Origin of the sequence: Streptomyces sp. NBC_00322 (genome assembly GCF_036147535.1) — a bacterium.
Taxonomy (GTDB): domain Bacteria; phylum Actinomycetota; class Actinomycetes; order Streptomycetales; family Streptomycetaceae; genus Streptomyces.
In genome coordinates, this window is the sequence record NZ_CP108019.1 from 6738872 (window position 1) to 6761910 (window position 23039).

Genomic DNA, 23039 nt, shown 5'->3' on the forward strand with positions numbered 1-23039 from the left:
CCCTCGTGTCAGCTCTCTCTGCCGAGGCGAGCCTTGGTGTACCGGGTCGGCTCGGCCGTCGAAGGATCCTCCGGCCAGGGGTGCTTGGGGTAGCGGCCGCGCAACTCGGCCCGTACGGACCGGTATCCGTCCCTCCAGAACGACGCCAGGTCGGCGGTGACGGCCGCGGGCCGCCCGGCGGGCGAGAGCAGATGCACCAGCACCGGCACGCCCGAGACCATGGGCGTCTCGCGCAGGCCGAACAACTCCTGCAGCTTGACCGCCAGGACCGGCTGCTCCCCGCCGTACTCGACCCGGATCCGCGAACCGCTCGGCACCTCGATCCGCTCGGGCGCCAGCTCGTCAAGGCGCGCCGCGTCTCCGCTCGCCCACGGCAGCAGCCGCTGGAGCGCCTGCGCCGCCTGGATACGGCCGAGATCGGCCCGCCGCCGCGCCCTCGACAGTTCCGGTTCCAGCCACTGTTCGGTACGGTCCAGCAGCGCGGCGTCCGACACGTCCGGCCAGGGTGCGCCCAACACCCGGTGCAGAAAGGCGAGCCGCTCGCGCAGGCCCTGCGTATCGCGCGTCCAGCGCAGCAGCCCGAGCCCCTCGCGCCGTAGCCCGTCGACCAGCGCCGTGCGTACGAGAGCGGGGTCCGGATCCCTCAGTGCGCGCACGGAGAGCTGGACGGCGCCCAGCCGTTCCACCTCGCGGGCGACGACGTCGCCGTTCTCCCAGTGAACCTCCTCGCCCGCGACGAGCAGATGCGCGGCGGCACCGCGGGCGGTGTCCTCGTCGATGACGGCGGCGAGCCGCACCCGCGCCGACGCGGCATGCGCGGGCCGGTCCGCGACGGCGACGGCCAGCCAGGGCGCACTGCGCAACCCCGACCCGCCGCCGAGCTCGGCCCCGGTCCCGGAGGCCATGAGGAAAGTGCCCTCGCCCTGGGCGCGCGCGACGCGCTCGGGAAAGGCGAGTGCGGCGACGAGCCCGACGACGGCGTCGTCGGTGTGCCCTTCCCCGGTCCCGCCCCTGCCCGCACCAGGGGGCTCCGCCGCCAGGCCCCCGGTACGGCCTTCGGCCGTGTCCTCAATCGCCGGACGGGCCTGCCGTGTTGTGCCCTCAAACGCCGGGCCGGCTCCATCCAGCCCCGACGCCAGGCGGCCCGACTCCGCCCGCCACCGCGCCGCATACGCATCGCCGCCCCTGCGCGCCGTGCGCCACACCGCCGCCAGATCGTCGCCGTACTCCCTCGGCGGCTCCTCGCTCAGCAGCGCCACCACCTCGGCGGCCCGGCGTATGCCCACCTCCCGCGCGCCGTCGAGCAGCGCACGCGCCAGCCGGGGATGCAGGCCCAGCCGCGCCATCCGTACGCCTCGTGCGGTCGCCCGGCCCGTCGTGCCCACCGCGCCGATCGCCGTCAGCACGGACCGTGCCGCGGCCATCGCACCCGCTGGGGGCGCGTCGAGAAGCGCCAGGCCCTCGGCCGAGGGGTCGCCCCAGCAGGCCGCCTGAAGGGCGAACGCCGTCAGGTCCGCCACCTTGATCTCAGGAGAGGGGAAGCGCGTCAGCCGGGCGTCCTCGGCCTCGGACCAGCAGCGGTACACCGCGCCGGGTGCCTCGCGCCCGGCCCGTCCCGCGCGCTGGCGGGCCGCCGCCTGTGAGGCCCGTACCGTCGTCAGCGCGCTCAGCCCGCGTGCGTGATCGGTGCGCGGCTCCCGGGCCAGACCACAGTCGACCACGATCCGTACACCCGGCACGGTCAGCGACGATTCGGCCACCGATGTCGCGAGCACGACCCGGCGCCCGGGGCCGCCGGACAGCACCGCGTCCTGCACGGCGGCAGGGGCCCGTCCGTGGACCTGGAGCACCTCGGCGCCGACACCGTTCAACTGGCCCGCCACCCGGCCGATTTCGCCGACGCCGGGCAGGAAGCAGAGCACATCGCCCGTACGCTCGGCCAGCGCACGCCGCACGACGGAAGCCACATGCGTCAGCAGCGCGGGGTCGACCCGCATCCCGTGCGGCGGCCGCACGGGCCGGGCAGGAGGCGCCCACACGACTTCCACGGGATGCGCGACGCCCTTGGCCTCCACCACCGGCGCATCGCCCAGCAGCCGTGCCCAGCCCTGCGCGTCCGTCGTCGCGGAGGCCGCCACCAGCCGCAGTTCCGGCCGCAGAGCTGCCCGTACATCCAGCAGAAAGGCGGCCACCGTGTCCGCGTCCAGATGACGCTCATGGCATTCGTCGACGATGACCACGTCGACACCGGCCAGCTCCTGGTCGCGCTGCAGCCGCTGGAGCAGCACACCGGTGGTCACCACCTCGACGACCGTCCCGCGCCCCACCACGCGCTCCCCGCGCACGGTGAAGCCGACCTTGCCGCCCACCCGCTCACCCAGCAGCCACGCCATCCGGCGCGCGGCGGCGCGGGCCGCGATCCGGCGCGGCTCGGCCACCAGTACGCGTCGCCCGGGGCCGCCGCCGACGAGGCCCGAGAGCACCAGCGGTGCGAGGGTGGTCTTACCGGTCCCCGGTGGCGCACACAGCACCGCGCACCCGTGTGTGTCGAGCGCATGCGTGAGCGCGGGCACTGCGCTGTGTACGGGAAGGGCTGCGAGGGCGTCGTCACGGATCACCGGGACACCCCTCAGTCACGCCCGCAGACGAAGATCGCCGTGCCGGGGATCAGATTCCCGCGCAGCGGGGACCAGCCGCCCCACTCCTGGCTGTTCCAGGCGGGCCACTCCGGCTCGACCAGATCCAGCAGCCGAAAGCCCCCCGCCACCACGTCCCGCACCCGGTCGCCGATCGTCCGGTGGTGCTCCACATATACCGCGCGCCCCTGCTCGTCCTGCTCGACGTACGGGGTGCGGTCGAAGTACGAGGCGGCCACCGAAAGACCCTCGGGACCCGGCTCGTCGGGAAACGCCCAGCGGATCGGGTGCGTGACCGAGAAGACCCAGCGCCCGCCCGGCCGCAGCACACGCCGTACCTCTTGGAAGACCTTGACCGGGTCGGCCACGAAGGGCACCGCCCCGTAAGCCGAGCACGCGAGGTCGAAGGAGCCGTCCCGGAAGGGCAGCGCACCCGCGTCCGCCTCGACCAGCGCGATGTCGTCGCCGATCCGGAGTGCGTGCTGGAGCTGGCGGTGGGACAGGTCCAGGGCCACCGGGCGCGCTCCCTGGGCGGCCAGCCAGCGCGAGCACTGTGCCGCGCCCGCCCCGATCTCCAGGATGTCGAGCCCCTTCAGTGACCCGGCGGGACCCAGTAGTGCGGCGTCCGCCTCGTCGAGCCCTTCGGGGCCCCATACAAAGCGGTCGTCGCCCAGGAACGCCCCGTGTTCGGTCTGGTACTCATCGGCGTTCCGGTCCCACCAGCCGCGGCTCGCGCGGCTGCTCTCCGAGTCGCCGGCGATACGGCGAGTCGCTTCCGGCTCAAAATCTTGGAACATCGTCACCGTCGTTGTAGTTTGCGTTCAGCGCGGCCAGTGGCGGGCGGTGTGGCCTTGGCACTGAACCGAACGCGGCCCCGCCGTGTGGTCAGTTGTGCCGGTTATGCGGCATTCCGTACCGGGTGTGCGCCTTCGCGCATTGACCGTGTCCGGCTGCCCCCGTATGCTACAAGTTGCGCTGCGGGCCTGCGCGCCTCAGACAGAGCAGGCCGCGCTCGCATCTGTATGTATGTCCCCTCGGTTCACGAGGCGCCCCTCTTATTCGGAGAGGCGCTTCCCAGGCTGTCCGGCTTCTGCAGCTGCGATACGGGCTCTCGGCGTAGCAGTACCTACGACTCACTGTCCGTACCGGAGCCCTTTCCCACATGACGAGCAGCACCGAGACCACCGCCACCACTCCGCAGGTAGCGGTCAACGACATCGGTAACGAGGAAGCTTTCCTCGCCGCGATCGACGAGACGATCAAGTACTTCAACGACGGCGACATCGTCGACGGCGTCATCGTGAAGGTCGACCGGGACGAGGTCCTGCTCGACATCGGTTACAAGACCGAAGGTGTCATCCCGAGCCGCGAGCTCTCGATCAAGCACGACGTCGACCCGAACGAGGTCGTCAAGGTCGGCGACGAGATCGAGGCCCTTGTTCTCCAGAAGGAGGACAAGGAAGGCCGCCTGATCCTCTCGAAGAAGCGTGCCCAGTACGAGCGCGCCTGGGGCACGATCGAGAAGATCAAGGAAGAGGACGGCATCGTCACCGGCACCGTCATCGAGGTCGTCAAGGGTGGTCTCATCCTCGACATCGGCCTCCGTGGCTTCCTGCCGGCATCTCTCGTCGAGATGCGCCGTGTCCGCGACCTCCAGCCCTACGTGGGCAAGGAGCTCGAGGCGAAGATCATCGAGCTGGACAAGAACCGCAACAACGTGGTCCTGTCCCGCCGCGCCTGGCTCGAGCAGACCCAGTCCGAGGTTCGCCAGACGTTCCTCACCACCCTGCAGAAGGGTCAGGTCCGCTCCGGCGTCGTCTCCTCGATCGTCAACTTCGGTGCCTTCGTGGACCTGGGTGGCGTCGACGGTCTCGTCCACGTCTCCGAGCTCTCCTGGAAGCACATCGACCACCCCTCCGAGGTTGTCGAGGTCGGCCAGGAAGTCACCGTCGAGGTTCTCGACGTCGACATGGACCGCGAGCGCGTCTCCCTGTCGCTCAAGGCGACGCAGGAAGACCCGTGGCAGCAGTTCGCCCGGACCCACCAGATCGGTCAGGTCGTCCCGGGTAAGGTCACCAAGCTCGTTCCGTTCGGTGCGTTCGTGCGCGTCGACGAGGGCATCGAGGGCCTGGTCCACATCTCCGAGCTGGCCGAGCGCCACGTGGAGATCCCGGAGCAGGTCGTCCAGGTCAACGACGAGATCTTCGTCAAGGTCATCGACATCGACCTCGAGCGCCGTCGCATCAGCCTCTCGCTGAAGCAGGCCAACGAGTCCTTCGGTGCCGACCCGGCCTCGGTCGAGTTCGACCCGACGCTGTACGGCATGGCCGCGTCGTACGACGACCAGGGGAACTACATCTACCCCGAGGGCTTCGACCCGGAGACCAACGACTGGCTGTCGGGCTTCGAGACACAGCGCGAGGCGTGGGAGACCCAGTACGCCGAGGCGCAGCAGCGCTTCGAGCAGCACCAGGCTCAGGTCATCAAATCCCGCGAGGCCGACGAGGCCGCCGCCGCCGAGGGTGCTGCTGCCCCGGCCGCCGGTGCGGGTGCCGGTGCGGGTGTCACGGGCGGTTCGTACTCCTCGGAGTCGGACGACAACTCCGGCGCACTGGCGTCGGACGAGGCCCTGGCTGCCCTGCGCGAGAAGCTGGCCGGTGGCCAGAGCTGACGCTCTGCCCCAGCTGGTGACTAGCTGAAAGTAAGGCCCGCTCCCCCCGGGGAGCGGGCCTTACTGCGTTATGGCGTGACCCCCTGGGGAGGAACTGGGTCTCCCCGGCGATGTGTTCGGCGATGTGTTCATCGCGTGAGGTGGGAATGCCCGTGCGTCACCGGGCGTTCTTGTCTACGAACACGAGGAGGAGCGGTAATCGTGCTTGATCCGCAGGGTTTGTACGAATGGGAGCCGAAGGGCCTCGCCGTCGTCGACATGGCGCTGGCGCAGGAGTCCGTAGGCCTGGTCATGCTGTACCACTTCGAGGGATACATCGACGCGGGGGAGACCGGCGAGCAGATCGTCGACAACCTGCTGGACACACTTCCGCACCAGGTGGTGGCCCGCTTCGACCACGACAGGCTGGTGGACTACCGGGCCCGCCGCCCGCTGCTGACCTTCCGGCGCGACCGCTGGAGTGCGTACGAGACCCCGAGCCTGGAGGTCAGGCTCGTCCAGGACGCCACGGGCGCACCGTTCCTGCTGCTGTCCGGCCCCGAGCCGGACGTCGAGTGGGAGCGCTTCGCCGCGGCCGTCGGACAGATCGTCGAGCGGCTCGGAGTGCGGCTCTCGGTCAACTTCCACGGCATCCCGATGGGCGTCCCGCACACCCGCCCCGTCGGCCTCACGCCGCACGGCAACCGCACGGACCTGATGCCGGGCCACCGCAGCCCCTTCGACGAGGCCCAGGTGCCGGGCAGCGCGGAGTCGTTGGTCGAGTACCGCCTGATGGAGTCCGGCCACGACGTCCTCGGTGTAGCGGCCCACGTGCCGCACTATGTCGCCCGCTCCTCCTACCCGGACGCCGCGCTGACCGCCCTGGAGGCGATCACGGCCGCCACGGGCCTCGTCCTGCCGGGCGTCGCGCATTCGCTGCGTACGGAAGCGCACCGCACCCAGACCGAGATCGAGCGCCAGATCGGTGAGGGGGACGAGGAGCTGGTGGCCCTGGTCCAGGGCCTTGAGCACCAGTACGACGCGATGGCGGGCGGGGAGACCAGGGGCAATCTGGTCGCGGAGCCGGTGGACCTGCCGTCCGCCGACGAGATCGGCCGCGAATTCGAACGCTTCCTCGCCGAGCGGGAGGGCGACGCGTAAGCGGCTCGCGTAGGCTGCGGGCCATGCTGAAGGTGGGACTGACCGGCGGAATCGGTGCCGGCAAGAGCGAAGTCTCGCGTCTCCTCGAGTCGTACGGAGCCGTGCTGATCGACGCCGACAAGATCGCTCGCGAGGTGGTGGAGCCAGGGACGCCTGGGCTCGCGGCCGTCGTCGAGGCCTTCGGCCCGGAGATTCTCGACCCCGAAGGCGCGCTGGACCGACCGAAGCTCGGCTCGATCGTCTTCGCCGACGCCGACCGCCTGGCGACCCTCAACGCGATCGTCCACCCGCTGGTCGGCGCCCGCTCGATGGAGCTGGAGGCGGCGGCCGCGCCGGACGCGGTCGTGATCCATGACGTACCGCTGCTCGCCGAGAACAAGCTCTCGCCGCTCTACGACCTGGTGGTCGTGGTCGACGCCGCCCCCGAGACACAGCTGGACCGGCTGGTGCGGCTGCGCGCAATGGCGGAGTCCGAGGCGCGTGCGCGGATGGCCGCGCAGGCCACGCGCGAGCAGCGCCTGGCGATCGCCGATCTGGTCATCGACAACGACGGGCCGCTGGAGCAGTTGGAACCGCAGGTGCGGAAGGTCTGGGCGGAGCTGACGGAGCGGGCTGCCGCCTGCGGGCGCGACTCCCGTTAGGCATCCTCAATCCGGGCGCGGGGAAGGCATGTGATCGGAATACCGCTCCCGGAGGCGGTGTTGGAACCGTGCAGTGAGGGGAAGGATGCGACCGTGCCCAAGAGCAATCCGGAGACGCACGTCATCGACTACCGCGCGGCAGAGCAGTTGCTCGCCGCGAGGGATCCGCGCGGCGCCGTGAAGTTGCTGGACTCGGTGATCGCGGCCCACCCCGAGAACACGGCGGCCCGGCTGCTGCGTGCCCGCGCCTTCTTCGCCGCCGCCCAACTGCGTCCGGCCGAGCTCGAGTTCGAGCTGGTTCTCGAACGCGAGCCGGACAACGCCTTCGCCCACTTCGCCCTGGCCCGTACCTTCGAGCGAGCGGGCCGTCCGGAGCAGGCGACGCGCCACTTCCGGCTGGCGGCCGCGCTCGACCCGAAGCCGGAGTATCTGAAGGCAGCGCGCTTCGACGGCGAGGCGTGACCCGTCCGGGTTCCGAAAGACACTCCCTAATGTCCGTGGCGCGGGCGGCGGGGATTGCCGTGGTCCGGTTCGTAGGGCGGGATGTCGCGGCCCGGCTGCCAGTGCGGGCCCTGGTGGATGTGGTGCAGGACCACGGACAGGTCGACCATGGCGATCAGCAGCAGTACGCCGCAGGCCGCCGCCCAGCCCGGGTGGTCCGCGAGGGTGAAGAGCGCGGTGCCCGCTGCGGCCCAGGTCAGACCCCATACACTCAGCCAGAATCGAAGCCGCAGGGGACTGCGCGCAGTCGTCGGTTCACTCCCAGTGCGCATGGCCATCGCATCTCCTACCTCCCAGGATGCACCCGCCGCGGGTCCCGTCCTGAGCGCATTTTCCGCACAGCCGACCCGGAGGGGAGACGTCGCAGGTGACAACCGGGCAAGTGGAGCTGCCGGAATCGGACGAGCTGGCCGACGTGCTGCTCGATCTGGCGGTGCCGCACGAGGACATCAGCGAACTCCTCGCGCTGCGGGGCCGGATGACGACGGACCCCGGGCTGCGCAGACTCCTTGAGACAGGCGTCCACAAGCTGGTCCAGGACATGGGCAGGCCGGGCGGTGGCGGGGGGTCGCCACGGATGCCCGAGGGCTCGGGCGTGCCGGCCCGTTTCTTCCCGGTGTACGTGCTGGTCGCGGCGCTGCCGTACGTACGGGCGTACCACCGAGGGCGCTGCGTCCCGGACGACATCTCCCGGCGCACCCTCGCCGATCTCGGCCGCCACATGGCCGTCCACCGCAGACGCCACGGGGTGGGCGGGTTGTCGATCCCGGGCTGGCTGGCCCTGCACTTCCGGGGCGAGATCTACCAGTTGGGGCGGCTGCAGTTCCAGCGCTCCCGGCTCGGCAGCCGCACCGGCGAGGCCGTGCGGGCGGCCGGACTGCCGCTCGGGCCCGACGACTTGGCCCTGGATGTGCATGTCCCCGGCTTCCTCGGGCCGATCACCCCCGGGGCCTGCGACCGTTCCCTCGCGATCGCCCGGGAGTTCTTCGCCCGCCACTTCCCCGAGGAGCCGTACCGGATCGCGATGTGCCACTCCTGGCTGCTCGACCCGCAGCTCACCGAGTATCTGCCGAAGGACTCCAACATCATCGCCTTCCAGAACCGCTTCCGGACGGCGTACGAGATCAAGGAGACCGACGACGGCGATCCGGTCGGCTTCGTGTTCGGCGACCCGAAGCTGCCGCTGGACACGCTGCCGCGCCGCACGACGCTGGAGCGGGCGATCGGCGACCATGTGCGGGCGGGCCGTCACTGGTACCAGGGGCACGGCTGGTTCGAGATCTGAGCTGGGACGTGAACCGTCCCAGGGGTCCCAAGGAGGCTGCGGGGAACGGCAGTCCGTCCTGCGTCGAGGCCGCCGCGCCGACTGGCGGGCGGCCTTTTGCGGTGGTCGGTCCATTGGTGGGGCAGTGTCGTCCCGGCCGAAGCAGGTGTCCGACACCGGGAGTTAGAGATCTTCACTTTGGGGCCCGGGGGAGCGATGAGTCCTGGGCCCCTTCGCCGTCTACCTCTCGAAAGCACTACGGAACGCTTACCGGAGGAGACCTTCATGTCCGCCACAGCCGCCGCCACCACCTCGAACGCCGCCGCCGGCACCGCATCAGGACCCACGCTGAGCCGCCGCTCGCACCTCGCGGTGCGCACGCTGCAGATCGTGCTCGCGCTGTTCATGGCCATCCCGAGCGCCGCGCCCAAGCTCATCGGCCACTCCTCCGCGGCGGAGTCCTTCGACAAGATCGGTTTCGGCGACTGGTTCATGTATCTGACGGGCGGTCTGGAGCTGGCGGGCGCGATCGCGCTGGTCATCCCGATCCTCTCCGGTCTTTCCGCGCTCGCGTTCATGGGGCTGATGATCGGCGCCTTCATCACCCAGGTGACCGTCTTCGACGGTCAGTACGCGATCACACCCGTCATCCTCTTCGTCATCTTCGGCGGGATCGCCTGGGTGCGCCGCAACCACACGGCGGAGCTCGTCGCCCTCGTCCGCAAGCGCCTCTGAGCCGGATCAGGATCGGATCCGGCTCAGGAAAGGCCGCCCCCCGCGAGGGTGCGGCCTTCCTCCGTTGCCGCGGTGTCCTGTCTGTCGAGGGCTAGAGGCTCGACCCGGGGGGTATACCAGACATACCGTAGTAATAGAACCCGGCTCGGACGGTAGGGGGTGCCCCGATGGTCGAAGAGCTGGTGGTTGCGGGCGTGGCGGTCGCGTCCGGGGTCGCGGTGTACGCGATGGCGGCCGCCAAGGTGATCAAGCAGTACGAACGGGGAGTGGTCCTCCGCCTCGGCCGGCTGCGAAGCCAGGTGCGCTCCCCGGGGTTCACCATGATCGTTCCGATCGTGGACCGGCTTCACAAGGTCAACATGCAGATCGTGACGATGCCGGTGCCCGCACAGGACGGCATCACCAGGGACAACGTGACGGTGCGCGTCGACGCGGTGATCTACTTCAAGGTCGTGGACGCCGCGGACGCGGTGGTCCAGGTGGAGGACTACCGCTTCGCGGTCTCGCAGATGGCGCAGACCTCGCTGCGGTCGATCATCGGCAAGAGCGATCTGGACGATCTGCTGTCGAACCGCGAAAAGCTCAATCAGGGCCTGGAATTGATGATTGACAGCCCCGCCATGGGGTGGGGCGTGCAGATCGACCGGGTCGAGATCAAGGACGTGTCCCTGCCCGAGGCCATGAAGCGCTCGATGGCGCGGCAGGCGGAGGCGGACCGTGAGCGGCGGGCGAGGGTCATCAACGCCGACGCGGAGCTGCAGGCGTCCAAGAAGCTGGCAGAGGCGGCCGGCGTGATGTCCACGCAGCCCGCAGCGCTCCAACTCCGGCTGCTGCAGACCGTGGTGGCCGTCGCGGCGGAGAAGAACTCCACGCTGGTTCTGCCGTTCCCGGTGGAGCTGCTGCGCTTCCTCGAGCGCGCCCAGCAGCCCGGGCAACAGCAGCCCGCTCAGCAGCCCGCCCAGGTCACCCAGGTCACCCAGGGTGAGCAGGAGGAGCCGCCTGCCGTTGAGGCAGGGTCCGGCGAGCCCTCGTCCGGGGAGATCGAGGCGGGGTCGGCCGAGCCGCCGGCCGTGGAGTCGGGAGCCGAGAGGGTGCCCGAGACGGAGACGGAGACGGAGACGGAGCCCGGAACTGCCACGGATCCGGCGCCCGTCGAGCTGCCACTGCCGCCTGCGGCATGACCGAGGCGGGTTCGGGGCAGGCACGGCATGGGGCAGGACTCGCCGGAGTCCGTTGTCAGACCCCCGCCGTAAGGTCGTAGATCAGTGCTTCGGTACGTCGCTGCCGTCGCTGACGACCTGCGGGAGGGAGGTGACCCATGACGTCCGGCATGCCGAATCCGCTTCCGTATCGCCCGGAGACGCTGCGTACCTGCGCCGCGCTCTTCATCCCCGCGGCCCTGCCGCGCGAGGGCCGGGTCGCCTTCTGGGACCCCGAGGGCGACCGGCTCCAGGACGCGACCGACGAGCTCACCGTCGTACGCCGCGACGGCACGGACATCCGCAGCGGTCCCGTCCCCGTCGTGCTGTTGTCCGTCGCCGAGGCTCTGCCGCTGCTCACCCGCGCCCGCCACGACCCGGCCGCACACCCCGCCGCCGCCTGCTGGGGCGCAGCCGCTCTGCACGCTCTTCATCTGGCGGCCCGCGGCAGGCTGCTGCCCGGGCTGACCGCGACCGATCATGACGCGTGGCGCGCGGGACCCCTGGACGCGGACGACATCGCCCAGCTGCGGGCGATCGCCGCCGCCATGCCGTACGAAGCGCATGCGGCCCCCGTCGCCGGGCCGACTCCGCCGCGGCTGCACGAGCCCGAAGCGCTGGTGCGGTTCTTCTTCGACGCGGTGGCCGACACCCTGCCGCGGACCCCTGCCGCCGCCCACGCCGCGGGGGCGCCGTTCGCGGCCGCGGCTCCGCAGCATCTGCCCCGGGCCCGGGAGTGGGCGGCCGAGGCTGCCGCGGGCATGGACGCGGGCGTGCGGGTCTCGCTCCGCCTCGACCTGTCCGCGTACGACCTCTTCGACACGGCGGATGCGGCGGACGCGCCGGTCGCGACAGACGGGGCGGACGGCGCGGTGGAGGACGGCGCCCGGCGCAACGCCGGTGCGGCCCTTGTCCAGGTGCACAGCCTCGCCGACCCGACGCTTGTCATCGACGCAGCCCGGCTGTGGGCGGGCGACGGCGACGAGAACTTCGGGCCGCGCGCCCGGATCGACGCGGTGCTGGCGCTGCGCCGAGCCGCCCGGGTCTGGCCGCCGCTCGCCCGCCTGCTGGAGCGGGCTGTGCCCGATGTGCTGCCGTTGACCGAGGACGAGCTGTACGAACTGCTCGGACCGGGGGCGGCGCGGCTGGCCGCGGCCGGGGTGGCCGTGCACTGGCCCAAGGAGCTGGCGCGTACGCTCTCGGCCGCCGCGGTGGTGCGCCCGGCGCCAGGCTCGGCGACCGACGGCACACCGTTCTTCGACAGCGAGGAACTCCTCAAGTTCAACTGGCAGCTGGCGCTCGACGGCGATCCGCTGACCGAGCGTGAGATGGACGCACTGGCCGAGTCTCACCGCCCGATCGTGCGGCTGCGGGACCAGTGGGTGGTGGTCGACCCCGATCTCGTACGCAAGGCGCGCAAGCGGGAGCTCGGGCTGCTGCAGCCCGTCGACGCGCTGGCCGTGGCACTGACCGGCACCGCCGAAGTGGACGGCGAAACGGTGGAGGCGGTGCCGACGGGCGCGCTGGCGACCCTGCGCGACCGGCTCGTCGCGGCCTCGACCCCCGTCGCAACCCCCTCCGGCCTCGCCGCCACCCTGCGCGACTACCAGCTGCGCGGTCTGTCCTGGCTGGACCTGATGACCTCGCTCGGGCTCGGCGGCTGTCTCGCGGACGACATGGGGCTCGGCAAGACGGTCACGCTGATCGCCCTCCACCTGCACCGCGACCGCGAGGCCCCCACGCTGGTGGTCTGCCCGGCCTCGCTGCTCGGCAACTGGCAGCGGGAGATCGAGCGCTTCGCCCCCGGCGTGCCCGTGCACCGCTTCCACGGCGCCGACCGCACCCTGCCCGGGCTCGACGGCGGCTTCGTCCTCACCACGTACGGCACGATGCGTACGAGCGCGGAGCAACTGGCCGCGCACACCTGGGGGATGGTCGTCGCCGACGAGGCGCAGCACGTCAAGAACCCGTTCTCCGCGACGGCCAAGGCCCTGCGCACGATCCCGGCCCCCGCCAGGGTCGCCCTCACCGGCACGCCCGTGGAGAACAACCTCTCCGAGCTGTGGGCCCTGCTGGACTGGACGACCCCGGGGCTGCTGGGCCCGCTCAAGGCCTTCCGCTCGCGCCACGCACGCCTGGTGGAGAACGGCGAGGACGAGGACGCGGTCGAGCGGTTGTCCCGGCTGGTCCGCCCCTTCCTCCTGCGCCGCAAGAAATCCGATCCGGGCATCGTGCCGGAACTGCCGCCGAAGACCGAGTCGGATCATCCTGTCGCGCTCACCCGCGAGCAGGCTTCCCTGTACGAGGCGGTCGTACGGGAGGCGATGGCGGCGATCGAGGGCGCGGAGGGGATCGCCCGGCGCGGCCTGGTGATGAAGCTGCTGACCGGGCTCAAGCAGATCTGCAACCATCCGGCGCAGTTCCTGAAGGAGGACACGGCGAGGCTGTCGGGCCGCTCCGGCAAGCTGTCCCTCCTCGACGAACTCGTGGAGACGATCATGTCCGAGGACGGCTCGGTCCTGGTCTTCACCCAGTACGTCTCGATGGCCCGCATCCTGTCGGCGCACCTGACCTCCCGGGCCATCCCGTCCCAACTCCTGCACGGCGGAACGCCGGTGGCCGAGCGCGAGCGCATGGTGGACCGCTTCCAGTCCGGCGAGGTTCCGGTCTTCCTCCTGTCCCTCAAGGCGGCGGGCACCGGACTGAATCTGACCCGGGCCGGCCATGTCATCCACTTCGACCGCTGGTGGAACCCGGCCGTCGAGGAACAGGCGACGGACCGGGCGTACCGCATCGGCCAGACGCAGCCCGTGCAGGTCCACCGGTTGATCGCCGAGGGCACCGTGGAGGACCGCATCGCCGAAATGCTCGCGTCCAAGCGGGCCTTGGCCGACGCGGTCCTGGGCTCCGGGGAGGCTGCGCTGACCGAGCTGACCGACCGTGAGCTGGCCGACCTCGTCTCGCTGCGGAGGCAGTCATGACACCGCGCACCCCGGCCCGGTTCGCCGACTCCCGCCACGAGGACCGCCGGCGGACGTTCCCCGCCCTTCAGCCCCTCGAAGGCGAGGATTTCGCGTCCAGCTGGTGGGGCAACGCCTGGGTGGAGGCGCTGGAAGACACGGCCCTGGACCGCGCCCGCCTCACCCGGGGCCGTGCGTATGCGCGCCGTGGCTATGTCGACGCGATCACGGTCACGCCGGGCCGGGTCATGGCGTACGTCCACGGCACCAGACCGCGCCCGTACCGCACGGAGATCCGCCTGCGCACGCTCACCGACGGGGACTGGGACGACTTCCTGGCGACGGCGGCGGCCCGGCCCGACCACATCGCGGCGCTGCTCGACAAGGATGTGCCGCACGCCCTGGCGAGCGTGGCGGACCTGCTGCCCACGCCCGGCGACCTGATTCCCGACTGCTCCTGCCCGGACGACGGTTACCCCTGCAAGCACGCGGCCGCGCTCTGCTACCAGACGGCGAGGCTGCTCGACGAGGACCCGTTCGTGCTCTTCCTGATGCGAGGCCGTGGCGAACGCGAAATCCTCGCCGACCTCTCCCATCGCAACGCCACCCGGTCCGCGGCCGAACGCACCGGAGCCGCCTCCGGCACCCCCGTGCCGACGGTTCCGGCGAGCGAGGCCCTCGCAGCCCGACCGCTCCGGCCCCTGCCGCCGCCGTTCGCCCCGCCGGCCCACCCGGGGCGCCCCCCGGCCTACCCGCAAACACCGGGCGCGCCCGACCCCCTGGCCCTGGACCTCCTCGCCACCGAGGCGGCCGCCCGCGCCCACACCCTCCTCACCACCGGCACCGACCCCGTCGCCCAGCTCACCCAGTGGCAGGACGCGGTCCGCCTGGCCGCCGCCCACCCCGGCTCCGGCCTGACCGCATCGACCCGCGCCCTCTACCGGGACCTGGCCGCGGCCACGGATCACACCCCCACCGACCTGGCCCGCGCGGTGGCAGCCTGGCGGCAGGGCGGCCTCGCGGCCCTCGTCGTACTCGAAGAGCCCTGGGACCCACCGGCGGGCCCCTTCGACCGCGCCCGCCCCGCCCTGATCGCGGCGGACTTCCCGCACTTCCGCCCCTGGCGCAACCACCTCTCCACCCGGTCACTCCAGCTCCGCTTCGGCCGCGACGGCCTCTGGTACGGCTATGAGTCCGACCCGGACCGCGAGGACTGGTGGCCGCGCGGCACCCCGGACGCCGACCCGGTGGGAGCACTCACCGCCCTGCTCGGCAGGTGAGCGACGAGGCTTCCCGATCGGGACTGCACCGGCCGAACGGGGCCTCGTGGAAGCCGAGTTGCTTGTCACTGCCGGGGCCGCCAGATCCTGTCCCGTCGATCAGGCCGGATCAACGAGCGGCGTCCGACACGGCAACCGGCAAGGCGGCCGGAAGGCCCGGTGTCCGCTCGCCGCCGCCGCTCTCGGGCGTGCCGGAGACGAGCCGCACACTGAGGCGGTCCGCGCCCCCGCGCTGCCGCCTTGGCAGGGCTCCGGGGTTGTGAAACGCTCGTTATATGGCATATCTGTCCCCCCGCGTCTGCACATCGATCTCGAACGGGTGAGCCCGGCTGCTGGTCGGGAGTCCCCTCAGATCCACGCTCCCGTTCGGGAGTAAGGAACAGCCATGAGCACGACTGAGCACGCTCACGACCGCGACGAGCACAGTGACCCCACCCTGTACCGCACTCCGGCGGACGCCGTCGCCGCGCCCCCGGAGAAGCTCGCCTATGTCGTCGGTTTCGACCCGACCGCACAGCGCGCGGACGCGTTGTTCACCGTCGGCACCGACCCCGAATCCCCCATATACGGCCGCGTGACCTCCCACGCCGAGCTGCCCGGCCTGGGCAACGAACTGCACCACTTCGGCTGGAACGCCTGCTCGAGCGCGCTGGCGCACGCCGGTCATCAGCACGCTGCGCGGCGCTACCTCATCATCCCGGGACTGCGCTCCTCCCGGCTGCACGTCTTCGACACCGGCCCCGATCCCGCCCGCCCGCGACTGGTCAAGGTGGTCGAGCCCGAGGAGTTGGCCGCCAAGGCCGGATATTCGCGTCCGCACACACTCCACTGTGGCCCCGACGGAGTGTTCCTGTCCTGCCTGGGCGGCGCGGACGGTGAGGACGGGCCTGGCGGCGTCGCGCTGCTGGACCACGAAAGCTTCGAAGTGCTGCGAGCCTGGGAGAGCGACCGCGGACCGCAGTGGTTCGCCTACGACCTCTGGTGGCATCTGGGCCAGAACATCGCCGTGACCAGCGAGTGGGGGACCCCCTCGATGTTCGAGGACGGCCTTGTCCCCGATCTTCTGCTGGGTCGCCAGTACGGCCACTCGCTGCACTTCTGGGAGCTGGACTCCGGTCGGCACCTGCAGCGGGTCGATCTGGGGGATGAGAACCAGATGGTGCTGGAGCTGCGTCCCGCGCACGACCCCGAGGCAACGTGGGGGTTCGCACACGCCGTGGTCAACGTGGAGGACCTGTCGGCGTCGGTGTGGCTGTGGAACCGGGAGGGCGAGGACTTCGTGGTCCACAAGGTGATCACCATCCCTGCCGAGCCCGCGCAAACGGAGGACCTACCTCCGGCGCTCCAGCCGTTCGGCGCCGTGCCCCCATTGATCACCGACATCGACCTGTCGGTGGACGACCAGTGGCTGTACGTATCCGCATGGGGAACCGGCGATCTGCACCAGTACGACGTGAGCGACCCGTTCCACCCGAGGCAGACCGCGTCCGTGCGTCTTGGCGGCATCGTCAGCCGACAGCCGCATCCCGCCGAGCCGGACATTCCACTGACCGGCGGAGCGCAGATGGTCGAGCTCAGCCGCGACGGGCGGCGCGTGTACCTGACGAACTCCTTGTACGGCACCTGGGACGCGCAGTTCTATCCCGCGGGCATCGACCCGTGGATGGTCAAACTCGACGCCGACACCTCGCACGGCGGGCTCTCCGTCGACAGCGGCTTCTTCCCGCACGGCCCGGACTTCTTGGGCCTGCGCGTGCACCAGACGCGTCTGCAGGGCGGCGACGCCTCCTCGGATTCGTACTGCTACCGCCGCTGACCGCTTGTGCTCCGCGAGCGTCGGCGCCGACGCACATGACAGGCGGTTGCCGCCGCGGTGGCGGGGCCACTGCCTGTCATGTGCGTCCCCTGGATGCCACGCCGGTTTCGACGTCGGCTGGGCAAAGGCCGCGACGGGGCCTCGCCGAAACGGCTCCTCATTCCGTACTGAAAGTACGGAGCCGGTTCGCCCGGGCACAGCGCACGTAAGCCCGCCCCGTCGGAGGGAGGGGACATGCTCTCCGTGCTCTACGCAGCAGGCGCGCACACTGACGACGGGACCGGGTGGGAGCTGCCCTCCACCGAGACGCTGGTGGCCGTCGTCCTGGTGGCTGTGGCCACTGTGGTGGGCGCCTGCCTGGCGCGGCGCGGATCGGGCCGGTCGGCGCTTCTGCTGGCCGCCGCGTCAGGGATTTTGCTGATCATTGCGGTCCTCGATCTTCTGCCCGACGCGTGGGACGAGGCCCATGAGGCCGGCGTGCCGCTGTGGGCGGTGCCGGTCACCGCGCTCGCTTCGTGCGGGGTGATGGGTGCCGTGGTCCGTATTGGCTGCCGGTGCGAGCCGGGTCGTGCGGGCGGCATCGGCACGGCATCAGGGCTCGCTCTGCACCGCTTCCTGGAGGGGGCGACCCTCGCGCTGACCGCCTCGGTCGCCGTGGTGGCGGCGCTCCTCGTGCACGCGGCCGGCGAGGGCCTGGCGCTGGCCGCTCTGCTGGGGGTGCAACCGAGGCGGCGCGTGGCTCCGTGGATCGGGCTGGCCTGCTTGAGCCCGGTCGCGGGAGCCTTCGTGACGAGCGCGTTGCCCATTCCGGACGGCATCATGCCGCTCCTGCTCGCCTTCATTGGCGGCGTACTCGCGCAAGCGGCGTGGGTGGCGCTCAGACTCGCCCATCAGCAGCGGCCTGCGGACCGGCGAGTCCTCGGGGTCCCGGCTGCGATGGCGATGACTCTCGCGGCCGTCCTCACCGCACTCGTCGTCCTTGTCGGGGCCGTCAACCGCTGAACGCGACCGGTCGCACGAGGGCGATGAAGGTCGCGGGAACCGGCGGGAGCGGCCGTACGACCCTCTGCCTTCGGCCCGCGAGGTGCGCGGCCGGGAATGGTCCCGCGTGCGCCGTCCCCGCGGGCAAATATGGAACACGGCAGGTTCGAGGCAAGTAAATGCCCTGGGGGCATAGGGCAGTTGGGCGCTAGCGGGAGGCCGCGAACGGGACGAACGCCGCCCATGAGCCGTCTGTGAAGGCGAGTTGCGCGCGTGCCTTGTCCTTGGAGTCCCGGACGTGGACGGTGCCGGGTGCGGAGGCGACCTCGACGCACTCGGGGCCGTCGCTGGTGCTGTAGCTGCTTTTGAACCACGCCAGCCCGGCGACACTCTCGACAGAGGGCTTGCTGATCATGTCTCTCCCAGCACTTTCTCGATGAATGCCAGTGACTCCCGCGGCGTGAGAGCCTGCGCTCGGATGATCCCATACCGCGCCTCAAGGACACGGACCTCTCTGCGTTCGGCGGTTACGCGGTTGAACAATGCTGCCTCCGAGTGCGCCACTTTGTGGCCGTTCCTGGGGTCCAGCAGGAGGAACGAACCGCCGCCCAGGCCCGCGTGGTCATCTCGGTCCGTCGGCATCACTTGGACTTCGACGTTCCGTAACTGCCCCACATGCAACAGTCGTTCGAGCTGCTCGCGCAACACCATCCTGCCACCGACCGGGCGGCGCAGCGTCACCTCTTCCTGGACAAAACTCAAGAACGGCGCGGGTCGCCGCTCGAAGATCTCTTGCCGGGCCATGCGTGCGGCCACGTTCCGCTCGATGGCGTCCTCGTCCAGCATCGGCCGGTGCATGCGGTACAGCCCCTGGGCGTAGTCCTCGGTTTGCAACAGCCCGTGGATGACGGAACTGGCGTAGGCGCCCAACTCGGCTGTATCCGCTTCCAGGCGCGCGAGATCTCGCACCTTCTTCGGGTACCGGGCCTGGGCCACGTCCTCCTTGAACGCCGCCAGGATCCCGCCCGCCCCCAGCGCCTCGTCCGCCCGGTCCAGAAACTCCGGTTTCGGGATGCGCCGTCCCCGCTCGACCGCCGAGACCTGGTGCTCCGTGTAGCCGATTGCCTTGCCGACATCGGCCTGCGTCAAGTGCGCCCGTTCCCGCCACAGTCTGACCTGTTTGCCGACGGTCTTGAGGAGTTCCGCCGTTCCCTCGTCCCAGTCCGGCTGCTGTTCCGCCTCGTCGTCCATCGGCCCTGCCGTATTCGCCATGCTGTCCCACCTTCGACGCGCCCCTGCCCAACGCCGCCCTGCGCTCCGCGTCACGCCCGACAACCCGGACAGCACGCCTCCGAGCTTGGACAATCACGCTGCGTACCGACAACGTTCCTGTTCAGGTTACGCACGCTCGGCCACGCTGAGTGATGTGAATCACCAAACCGTCAGCACCGAACTCCCCGTCCCCACCCACCGCTTCACGGTCCGGCTGAGCGCGACCCGCCGTGGCGCCCGTCTCGCCCGGCGTCTCGCCACTCAGCAACTCGACGACTGGGGCTGGCCGTACGACTCCGACACCTCCCGGACGGCTGCCCTCCTCGTGGCTGAACTCGCCGCTAATGCCATCACGCACGGTCGTGTCCCCGGCCGGGATTTCCGGCTGGGGCTCGCCGTCACGCCTCCTGGCACGCTCCGTATGGAGGTCAGTGATGCCCGCCGCGACCGCGGGTTGCGCGCCCCAACTGGCCTTGGATCCGGGCCCCTCGACTCCGAGGGCGGTCGCGGCCTGCTTCTTGTCGACGCCCTCGCTGCCGACTGGGGCACTGACCACAGTGATCCCGTCTTGAAGACCGTCTGGTGCTCGCTCGCCCTGGGCCCCAGCGTCGCCGGGGCCCGGCGGGTCACAAGCCCTCCGCCCAGCTGACCAGCGCCGCGAAGTCCGCCTCCCGCAGCCCCCGCCGCGGATGGATCCGCAGGAGCAGCGCGGGTGCGTCGTGGTGGGCCGCGACGTGCGCCGTGTCCAGGTCCGTGATCATGTCGTCGACCCAGGCGAACGGGCGGCCCGCCGCCCAATCCAGCAGCGGCCGGGTCTTCCAGTACAGCCCCTCCGGGTCCTTGGCGAAGAGTTCCGGCCACTCGATCACCGGGAGGTCGGTGGGCAGGCCTATGCCCGGGGCGATCATGGTGTTGGCCTCGTGCATCCAGGTGGTTGCCCAGGCCAGTTCGAAGGGGAGGCCGGTCAATCGTGGGCCGTGGGCCGGGTTGAGATGGATGCGCAGGCCCCGGCGGTGGCGGCGGGAGCCCGGGGGCTGGTGGGACAGCCAGTACGAGGGGTGCAGGCGGTGTGTCGCGTAGCCGCGCAGGCGTGGCAGACGCGCCGCGTACGGGTTGAGGGGGCCGTCTACGTCGAGAAGGAGCAGCGGGCGATCCGTCATGGGGAAGAACTGCCCACTGCGGGGCCGGAATACGGCGGGCGCCGTCGCTTTGCGCCGCCCGCCCGTGAACATGGTGCGCCCGCCGGGCGCGGGCACCGTTCCGAAGCCTGACCGGCGATAGTGCATCGGGGGCCGGGACCTCAAGGGCCCCGGCCCTGAGCACCGCACTCGTGCTACTTGCCTTCCAGCGCCGCCACCAGCTGAGACAGGTTGCCGCCGGCCACGATGAGGGCAAGGTGGTCGTGGTAGTCCCGGCTGCTGACGATCAGGCCGTCGCGGACCCGCAGCACCTGGATGTTGGAGGCCTCGAAGGTCCGTCCGGTCAACCGGTGGTGCACGTGGTAGTCGAACTCGGCGACGACCACCTCCGCGTCGTCGGTTTCCCGGACGACCACATTCGCCGGGGTCAGCTCCACGGGCGAACTTGCGGAGACTTGAGCGAAGCGCTCCTTGAGTGCGGCTCGCCCCTCGATCCGGCGCGGACCGACCGGCTCGAAGACGGTCTCCACTACGGCGTCCTCGGCATAGAGCTCGGCCAGCTCCGTGAACCGCCCCGCGCTGATGCCCTCGATCAGCTTCTGGAAGACCTCGCGCGGTGACAGCGTTTCAGGCATGACAAAACCTCCGGTGGGATCCACGGCTAGAATCGGACTTGCGACTCCGTTTTTACGATACGGACTGGAGACTCCGGTTGTCCAGGGTGGTTCTGCCGTCGACGGCGAAGGGATGGGAGCGGGATGGGTGGCGCTCAGGAGCGCCCGCTGCGGGCGGACGCGGTCCGTAACCGGGCCAGGCTGCTGGATGTCGCCACGGAGGTATTCACCGCCCGCGGCGTCAGCGTGCCGACCGAGGAGATCGCCCGCATCGCCGGGGTCGGAGTCGGCACGCTCTTTAGGCATTTCCCGACCAAGGAGGCACTGCTGGAGGCTGTGATGGTGCGCAGACTGGAGGAAATGGCAGCCCAGACCGCGCAGCTGGCCGCCGAGGCCGGGCCCGCCGAAGCCTTCTTCGCCTGCTTCCGCCTGGTGGTGGATCAGTCCGCGGGCAAGAACGAATTCGCCCAGGCCCTCGCTGCGGCCGGCGTGAACGTACACGCGTCCCTGCAGGAGCCGACCATGGAGATCCAGGCTCGGCTGGCCGATCTGCTGACCGGGGCACAACAGGCGGGGGCGGTCCGCCCGGAGCTGGGCCTGCCGGAGTTCATCGCCCTCCTGGCCGGCGTCGGCAGGGCGATGGAACAGCTCGGAGCGGATCCGGCGCCCCGGGAGCGGATCTTCGAGGTCGTCTTCGACGGGCTGCGGCCACGCTGAATCGAAGGCGTACAGACGGGACTTCGAAAGACACGACTTAGGGTGGTGCCATGGCTTTCCAAGATCCGACGAGCGAGCTGTCGGCCGATCCGTACGCCGCGTACGCGCGGCTCCGTGAGGCGGGCCCTGTCCACCGCATCACCGGGACCGACGGGCTGCCCGCCTGGCTGGTCACCCGCTACGACGACGTACGGCAGGCACTTGCCGATCCCCGGCTCTCCCTGGACAAGCGCAACGCGGCACCTGGCAATTACCGGGGGATGGCGCTGCCTCCGGCGCTGGACGCGAACCTGCTCAACATGGACCCGCCGGACCACACCCGCATCCGGCGTCTGGTGTCCCAGGCGTTCACCCCGCGCCGCATCGCGCAGCTGCGCGAGCCGATCCGGAAAACAGCCGATCAGCTGCTGGATGCCATCGCCCCGCATGGCCGGGCCGATCTGATTGCCTCGTACGCCGCGCCGCTGCCGATCACCGTCATCTGCGACCTGCTCGGCGTGGCCCCGGAAGACCGGCGCGATTTCCGGGCGTGGACCGATGCCTTGGTTGCCCCCGATCCTGCGGAGCCATCACGGGCGAAGGAAGCGGTCGGCGGCCTGCTGCTGTCCTTCACCCAGCTCATCGCCCGCAAGCGCGCCGAGCCGGCCGACGACCTGCTCTCCGCCCTGATCGCGGTACGCGACGACGAAGACCGGCTGAGCGAGGACGAGTTGATGTCCCTGGCCTTCCTCATCCTCTTCGCCGGATACGAGAACACCGTCCACCTCATAGGCAACGCCACCCTGGCCCTGCTCAGCCATCCCGACCAACTGGACGCGCTGCGCGCCGACCCCGCCCGACTGGGCGGCGCCGTCGGGGAGTTGGCCCGATATGACGGCCCCGCACCATTGGCGATCCGCCGCTTCCCCGTCGAGGACATCACCATCGGCGGCGTCACGATCCCATCCGGCGAGACCGTCCTGCTCTCACTCGCGGCCGCCCACCGCGACCCGCACCGCTTCCCCGAGCCGGACCGCCTCGACATCGGCCGCGACGTGACCGGTCACCTCGCCCTCGGCCACGGCATCCACTATTGCCTGGGTGCGCCCCTGGCCCGGATGGAGACGGAGATCGCGCTGGCCGCGCTGCTGGAGCGGTTCCCGCGGCTGGAGCTCGACGTCCCGTACGGCGAACTGCGGTGGCGGCCCTCGATCCGTGCCCGAGGGCTGCTTGCCCTGCCCGTGCGCTACTGATCAGCAGCGACAGGCTCCTCAGCCGGCAGAGTCGGCAGGCTCAGAAGTCGGCAGGCTCAGAAGTCGGCAAGGGGCGGCTCGTCGAGGCGCGCCACGGAGTCCTGTCCGTACGCCTCGATGTAAGCCTCCCTTCGGAGTCCGCACGGCGGGCTGCCAAGTGCGGCTCACTGTGGCAAGCGCCCGCGCGGCTTCCCGCCGCGACGCCAACTTCGGCCGGATACCACCCACATGAGCGGCCGGA

The 23039-nt window shown here is 70.7% G+C and carries 21 protein-coding genes; 14 read left to right on the top strand and 7 right to left on the bottom strand.

The window, feature by feature from the left end; all coding sequences use genetic code 11:
- Positions 1–8: 8 nt before the first annotated feature.
- A complete protein-coding gene (gene hrpB / locus OG905_RS30720; protein WP_328679057.1) occupies positions 9–2618 on the bottom strand; it encodes an ATP-dependent helicase HrpB in 2610 nt (869 codons plus the stop codon).
- An 11-nt stretch (positions 2619–2629) separates the two neighbouring features.
- On the bottom strand, positions 2630–3433 hold the full coding sequence (locus OG905_RS30725) for a class I SAM-dependent methyltransferase (RefSeq protein ID WP_328679060.1): 804 nt from the start codon (positions 3431–3433) through the stop codon (positions 2630–2632).
- Positions 3434–3798: 365 nt separating this feature from the next.
- Between OG905_RS30725 and rpsA the strand changes: the two genes are divergently transcribed.
- The 4 genes from rpsA (at position 3799) to OG905_RS30745 (ending at position 7550) form a co-directional block, all read left to right on the top strand.
- The gene (gene rpsA, locus OG905_RS30730; protein ID WP_328679062.1) at positions 3799–5307 is read left to right on the top strand and encodes a 30S ribosomal protein S1; all 1509 of its coding nucleotides are present in this window, start codon (positions 3799–3801) and stop codon (positions 5305–5307) included.
- Between the two features lie 201 nt (positions 5308–5508).
- Positions 5509–6447 carry a PAC2 family protein gene (locus OG905_RS30735; protein WP_328679064.1) on the top strand — a complete coding sequence of 313 codons (939 nt, stop codon included), beginning with the start codon at positions 5509–5511 and terminating at the stop codon, positions 6445–6447.
- Between the two features lie 23 nt (positions 6448–6470).
- A complete protein-coding gene (gene coaE, locus OG905_RS30740) occupies positions 6471–7088 on the top strand; it encodes a dephospho-CoA kinase (protein ID WP_328679066.1) in 618 nt (205 codons plus the stop codon).
- Positions 7089–7181: 93 nt separating this feature from the next.
- Positions 7182–7550 carry a tetratricopeptide repeat protein gene (locus OG905_RS30745; protein ID WP_328679068.1) on the top strand — a complete coding sequence of 123 codons (369 nt, stop codon included), beginning with the start codon at positions 7182–7184 and terminating at the stop codon, positions 7548–7550.
- A 26-nt stretch (positions 7551–7576) separates the two neighbouring features.
- Here the strand turns inward: OG905_RS30745 and OG905_RS30750 are convergent, their stop codons facing one another.
- Positions 7577–7861 (bottom strand): DUF6343 family protein, encoded by a 285-nt coding sequence (locus OG905_RS30750; RefSeq protein ID WP_328682692.1) that lies wholly within the window; start codon positions 7859–7861, stop codon positions 7577–7579.
- A 95-nt stretch (positions 7862–7956) separates the two neighbouring features.
- On the opposite strand from OG905_RS30750, the gene OG905_RS30755 reads away from it, so the two are divergent.
- The 7 genes from OG905_RS30755 to OG905_RS30785 all read left to right on the top strand — a co-directional run bounded on the left by OG905_RS30755 (position 7957) and on the right by OG905_RS30785 (position 17845).
- The gene (locus tag OG905_RS30755; RefSeq protein ID WP_328679070.1) at positions 7957–8874 is read left to right on the top strand and encodes an acyltransferase domain-containing protein; all 918 of its coding nucleotides are present in this window, start codon (positions 7957–7959) and stop codon (positions 8872–8874) included.
- Between the two features lie 264 nt (positions 8875–9138).
- A complete protein-coding gene (locus tag OG905_RS30760; protein ID WP_328679072.1) occupies positions 9139–9588 on the top strand; it encodes a DoxX family protein in 450 nt (149 codons plus the stop codon).
- Between the two features lie 167 nt (positions 9589–9755).
- Entirely contained in the window at positions 9756–10769 is a 1014-nt protein-coding gene (locus tag OG905_RS30765) for a slipin family protein (RefSeq protein WP_328679074.1), read from the top strand.
- A 137-nt stretch (positions 10770–10906) separates the two neighbouring features.
- A complete protein-coding gene (locus OG905_RS30770) occupies positions 10907–13768 on the top strand; it encodes a DEAD/DEAH box helicase (RefSeq protein ID WP_328679076.1) in 2862 nt (953 codons plus the stop codon).
- Positions 13765–15027 (top strand): SWIM zinc finger family protein, encoded by a 1263-nt coding sequence (locus OG905_RS30775; protein ID WP_328679078.1) that lies wholly within the window; start codon positions 13765–13767, stop codon positions 15025–15027. The genes OG905_RS30770 and OG905_RS30775 overlap by 4 nt, the downstream gene beginning before the upstream one ends.
- A 385-nt stretch (positions 15028–15412) precedes the next feature.
- The gene (locus OG905_RS30780; RefSeq protein WP_328679079.1) at positions 15413–16843 is read left to right on the top strand and encodes a selenium-binding protein SBP56-related protein; all 1431 of its coding nucleotides are present in this window, start codon (positions 15413–15415) and stop codon (positions 16841–16843) included.
- A 234-nt stretch (positions 16844–17077) separates the two neighbouring features.
- Positions 17078–17845 carry a hypothetical protein gene (locus OG905_RS30785; protein ID WP_328679081.1) on the top strand — a complete coding sequence of 256 codons (768 nt, stop codon included), beginning with the start codon at positions 17078–17080 and terminating at the stop codon, positions 17843–17845.
- A gap of 187 nt (positions 17846–18032) precedes the next feature.
- Here the strand turns inward: OG905_RS30785 and OG905_RS30790 are convergent, their stop codons facing one another.
- The gene (locus OG905_RS30790) at positions 18033–18239 is read right to left on the bottom strand and encodes a DUF397 domain-containing protein (RefSeq protein WP_328679083.1); all 207 of its coding nucleotides are present in this window, start codon (positions 18237–18239) and stop codon (positions 18033–18035) included.
- Complete coding sequence (locus OG905_RS30795) at positions 18236–19075, bottom strand: helix-turn-helix domain-containing protein (protein ID WP_328679085.1); 840 nt, start codon at positions 19073–19075, stop codon at positions 18236–18238. Before OG905_RS30795 ends, OG905_RS30790 begins: the two co-directional genes overlap by 4 nt.
- A 175-nt stretch (positions 19076–19250) precedes the next feature.
- On the opposite strand from OG905_RS30795, the gene OG905_RS30800 reads away from it, so the two are divergent.
- Positions 19251–19745 (top strand): ATP-binding protein, encoded by a 495-nt coding sequence (locus tag OG905_RS30800; RefSeq protein ID WP_328679087.1) that lies wholly within the window; start codon positions 19251–19253, stop codon positions 19743–19745.
- Here OG905_RS30800 and OG905_RS30805 read toward each other — a convergent pair.
- Both OG905_RS30805 and OG905_RS30810 read right to left on the bottom strand, forming a co-directional pair.
- On the bottom strand, positions 19723–20256 hold the full coding sequence (locus tag OG905_RS30805; protein ID WP_328679089.1) for a hypothetical protein: 534 nt from the start codon (positions 20254–20256) through the stop codon (positions 19723–19725). The genes OG905_RS30800 and OG905_RS30805 overlap by 23 nt on opposite strands.
- Before the next feature lie 173 nt (positions 20257–20429).
- Positions 20430–20870 carry a nuclear transport factor 2 family protein gene (locus OG905_RS30810; protein WP_328679090.1) on the bottom strand — a complete coding sequence of 147 codons (441 nt, stop codon included), beginning with the start codon at positions 20868–20870 and terminating at the stop codon, positions 20430–20432.
- A 123-nt stretch (positions 20871–20993) separates the two neighbouring features.
- Between OG905_RS30810 and OG905_RS30815 the strand changes: the two genes are divergently transcribed.
- On the top strand, positions 20994–21566 hold the full coding sequence (locus tag OG905_RS30815) for a TetR/AcrR family transcriptional regulator (protein ID WP_328679092.1): 573 nt from the start codon (positions 20994–20996) through the stop codon (positions 21564–21566).
- A gap of 50 nt (positions 21567–21616) precedes the next feature.
- A complete protein-coding gene (locus OG905_RS30820; RefSeq protein ID WP_328679094.1) occupies positions 21617–22798 on the top strand; it encodes a cytochrome P450 family protein in 1182 nt (393 codons plus the stop codon).
- Positions 22799–23039 lie beyond the last annotated feature (241 nt).